This window comes from Magnetospirillum sp. UT-4 (assembly GCF_902729435.1).
Lineage (GTDB): Bacteria > Pseudomonadota > Alphaproteobacteria > Rhodospirillales > Magnetospirillaceae > Magnetospirillum.
The window spans coordinates 1-3,074 of the sequence record NZ_CACVCG010000106.1 but is presented as its reverse complement, the minus strand read 5'-3'; the positions used below and the strand labels follow the sequence as shown (position 1 = coordinate 3,074).

The following is a 3,074-nucleotide window of genomic DNA, read 5'->3' as shown; positions in this document are numbered from 1 at the left end:
GACGAACGCTCACGCGCTCTCCTCTGGATGAGGCCACAGATAGGGAATGACCTGATTTGGCGCTGCGGGGACCTTCAGCTCCGGCCTAAACCTTGGTGTGGCCCTTGATCTTGAAGGCGTAGATGTAGAGGTCGGTGTCGCGCGGTTCGCGCGGGCGGGCCTTGGCGTTGCGGCTGGCGCGGAAATAATCGACCACGTCGTGGGCGTCGTACTCGTCCTTGGCGCGGCGGACGATCCACGGGTCGCCCTTCTCGCGCACCTGGTGTTTGGTGAACAGGGTGGCGGTCGGGGTGCCGGTGCAGCCGATGAACCACTCGGCGAAATCACCGCCGTACTTGGTGATATGGTCCTCGATTTCGCCGATGATGACCGAGCGTGATTTCACCGCCATCGACGGCCCCCCCTTGTCGTCCCCGCCCGACCATAAGCCCACCTCAGCCGGCACGCAATCGGGCGCTCACACTATTCCACCCAGATCCGCACCGAGCCCTCCTCCGGGGCCAGCTCGAGCACCCGGTGGTTGCCGCTGTCGCTGACCAGCAGCCGGCCGGGTCCATCGGCGGCGATGCCGGACGGCTCCGACGGCAGCCGGCCGGACGAGGCGCCGTGCCCGAAGCGGGCGACGTCGCGCACGCTGCCCCCCGCCAGATCGACCACGCGGATGGCGGAATTGTAGGTGTCGGCGACGTACACGCGGCCATCGGCGACGGCCAGGCCCAGCGGGTGCTGCAGGCGCGCCTCGGCCAGCGTGCCGTCGACGTGGCCGTAATCGAACAGCCCCGCCCCCACCAGGGTCTCGACCCGGCCGCCGTCCAGATCGAGCCGCCGCAATGCCGAGGATTCGGCGTCGGCGAAGAACAGCCCGGTGCTCTCGGGGCACAGCGCCAGGCCCGAGGGCTGGGCCAGCACCGCCTCGGCGGCCGGCCCGTCGACCAGACTTTCGGCGCCGGTGCCGGCCAGCGGCGTGACGGTGCCGCCGGCCAGATCGACCAGCCCGAGCTGGTGGCTGCCGGCATTGGCGAAATACAGCCGCCCCCCGGCCACCTCGAGGTCCCAGGGCGAGGCCAGGGCGCAGCTTCCGGCGCCGGAGGCATGGCGCAAGGCGGGACCGCGGAAGCCGGCCATGCCGGCCACCGTGTCGACCCGGCCGCTGGCCCGGTCGATACGCCGGATCAGGTGGTTGCCGGTATCGGCGACGTAGATGGCGCGCTCGTCGCAGGCCAGCCCCTCGGGGCCGTTGAAGGCGGCGGCGGCGCCGGTGCCGTCCTGCCAGCCGGGCCGGCCGCTGCCGAAGCGCGCCACCTCGCCGCCATCGTCGTCGAACAGCGCCACCTGGTGATGACCGCCATCGGCCACCGCCCACAGCCTGGCGCCGCCATCCGGGCAGCGCTTGATCTTGCCGGGAAAGCGCAGCCGGCCGCCGCCCTCGGTGATGGGGCTGACCGCCAGCGGCCGGGGCGCCAGCTCGCCGCGCTCGAAGAATTCCCGCACCATGTCGCCGATCCCCTCGACCAGCAGATCGGGATGGGGCTCGCCGGGCAGGGCGCCGATGACGTAGCCGTCCGGCGAGATCATGGCCAGGGTCGGCCAGGCGCGGATGCAGTAATCGTCCCACAGGGTCAGGCGCGGGTCGTGCACCACCGGATGGGTGATGCCCAGCCGGGCGATGGCGCCGGCCAGCGCCGCCGGGTCGCATTCATGGGCGAATTTCGGGCTGTGCACGCCGATCACCGCCACCTCGTCGGCGAAGCGCTCCTCGATGCACTTGAGCACCGGCAGGGTGTGGACGCAGTTGACACAGCAGAAGGTCCAGAAATCCAGCACCACCAGCCGCCCCTTCAGATCCGCCAGGGACAGCGGCGCATCGACGTTGAACCAAAGCAGTCCGGGGCGGTCGATCTCGGGGGCGCGGGTGATGCCGAACATGGACGGGCGTTCGCCTCCTTGGGAGTGGCAGCCCGCCTGTTCGGGCAGGGGGCGAATCCAATGGTTACCTCTATAAGGCAGTGGCAGTGGACGGTTGCAAGGGTGGGTCCTGTCGTTCACGTCTAGCCCTAATTTTTCTATGGGATTATCCTTCGGCGTTTTCAGCTTCCCGACAGGTGCGGTCATGGCCATCAAGGATATTCTGGTTCATATGGACGACAGCGAGCGCTGCCGCATCCGCCTGGCCCTGGCGGCCAGGATCGGTGCCATCCACCAGGGACACCTGATCGGCCTGAACGTCCGCACCCGGGTCGAGCTGCATCACTACATGGCGCTGAAAAGCGGCAGCCGCTTCGACAACATCCACGACGGCCACAATATCGAGGCGGCGCGCAAGGCCAAGGCGCTGTTCGAAGGCCTCGAGGTGGCCGATGGCGTGACCAAGGAATGGCGCAACGTCGAAGGCGCGCAGCTGGAGATGATGTCCATGCACGCCCGCTACGCCGACCTCACCCTGATCGGCCAGGCCGACCACAGCAACGGCGAGAAGCCGCTGTGCGACGCCCTGATCATGGCGGTGGGACGGCCGGTGATGATCGTGCCCCGGGTGGGCCGGTTCGAGACTGTCGGCGAGCGCATCCTGGTGGCGTGGAACGCCAGCCGCGAGGCCACCCGCGCCGTGCACGACGCCATGCCGCTGCTGTCCAAGGCCAAGATGGTGCGCGTGGTCGCCGGCGAGCCCGAGGGCGGCGCCGTCCACGGCGAAAATCCCGGCGCCGATCTGTCCGCCCACCTGCAGCGCCACGGCGTCAACGTGGTGTGGGAGCACCTCAACGCCGAGGGCATCAATGTCGGCGAGACCCTGCTCAACCGCGTCGCCGACGAGGGCATCGACATGATGGTGATGGGCGCCTACGGCCATTCCCGCTTCCGCGAGATGGTCCTGGGCGGCGCCACCCGCCACCTGCTCAACCACATGACGGTGCCGGTGCTGATGAGCCACTGAACCGCGATGCGGACAGCGAGCCGAGGGGATTCATCCATCCCCTTTCGGCCGTTCAACGCATCGGCGTCGTGGCCCCGTGTGGGACGGGACTCGAATCGCCCCCCTCACCCGTCATCGCCGGGCTTGACCCACTTCTGTCCGG

General features: G+C 69.1%; 3 protein-coding genes. 1 reads left to right on the top strand and 2 read right to left on the bottom strand.

Annotated features, from left to right (window positions below; translation table 11 throughout):
- Positions 1 to 85: 85 nt before the first annotated feature.
- Positions 86 to 391, bottom strand: coding sequence for a hypothetical protein (locus tag MTBUT4_RS14365; RefSeq protein WP_173980383.1), 306 nt, complete (start codon positions 389 to 391; stop codon positions 86 to 88).
- Positions 392 to 462: 71 nt separating this feature from the next.
- A complete protein-coding gene (locus MTBUT4_RS14360; protein ID WP_173980382.1) occupies positions 463 to 1,926 on the bottom strand; it encodes a thioredoxin-like domain-containing protein in 1,464 nt (487 codons plus the stop codon).
- Positions 1,927 to 2,110: 184 nt separating this feature from the next.
- Between MTBUT4_RS14360 and MTBUT4_RS14355 the strand changes: the two genes are divergently transcribed.
- The gene (locus MTBUT4_RS14355) at positions 2,111 to 2,932 is read left to right on the top strand and encodes a universal stress protein (RefSeq protein WP_173980381.1); all 822 of its coding nucleotides are present in this window, start codon (positions 2,111 to 2,113) and stop codon (positions 2,930 to 2,932) included.
- The last annotated feature ends 142 nt before the right edge of the window (positions 2,933 to 3,074 follow it).

Excerpts from the sequence above, each read along its gene's own strand:
- MTBUT4_RS14360 (WP_173980382.1), bottom strand. The coding sequence starts at position 1,926 with ATGTTCGGCATCACCCGCGCCCCCGAGATCGACCGCCCCGGACTGCTT.
- MTBUT4_RS14365 (WP_173980383.1), bottom strand. The coding sequence starts at position 391 with ATGGCGGTGAAATCACGCTCGGTCATCATCGGCGAAATCGAGGACCAT.
- MTBUT4_RS14355 (WP_173980381.1), top strand. The coding sequence starts at position 2,111 with ATGGCCATCAAGGATATTCTGGTTCATATGGACGACAGCGAGCGCTGC.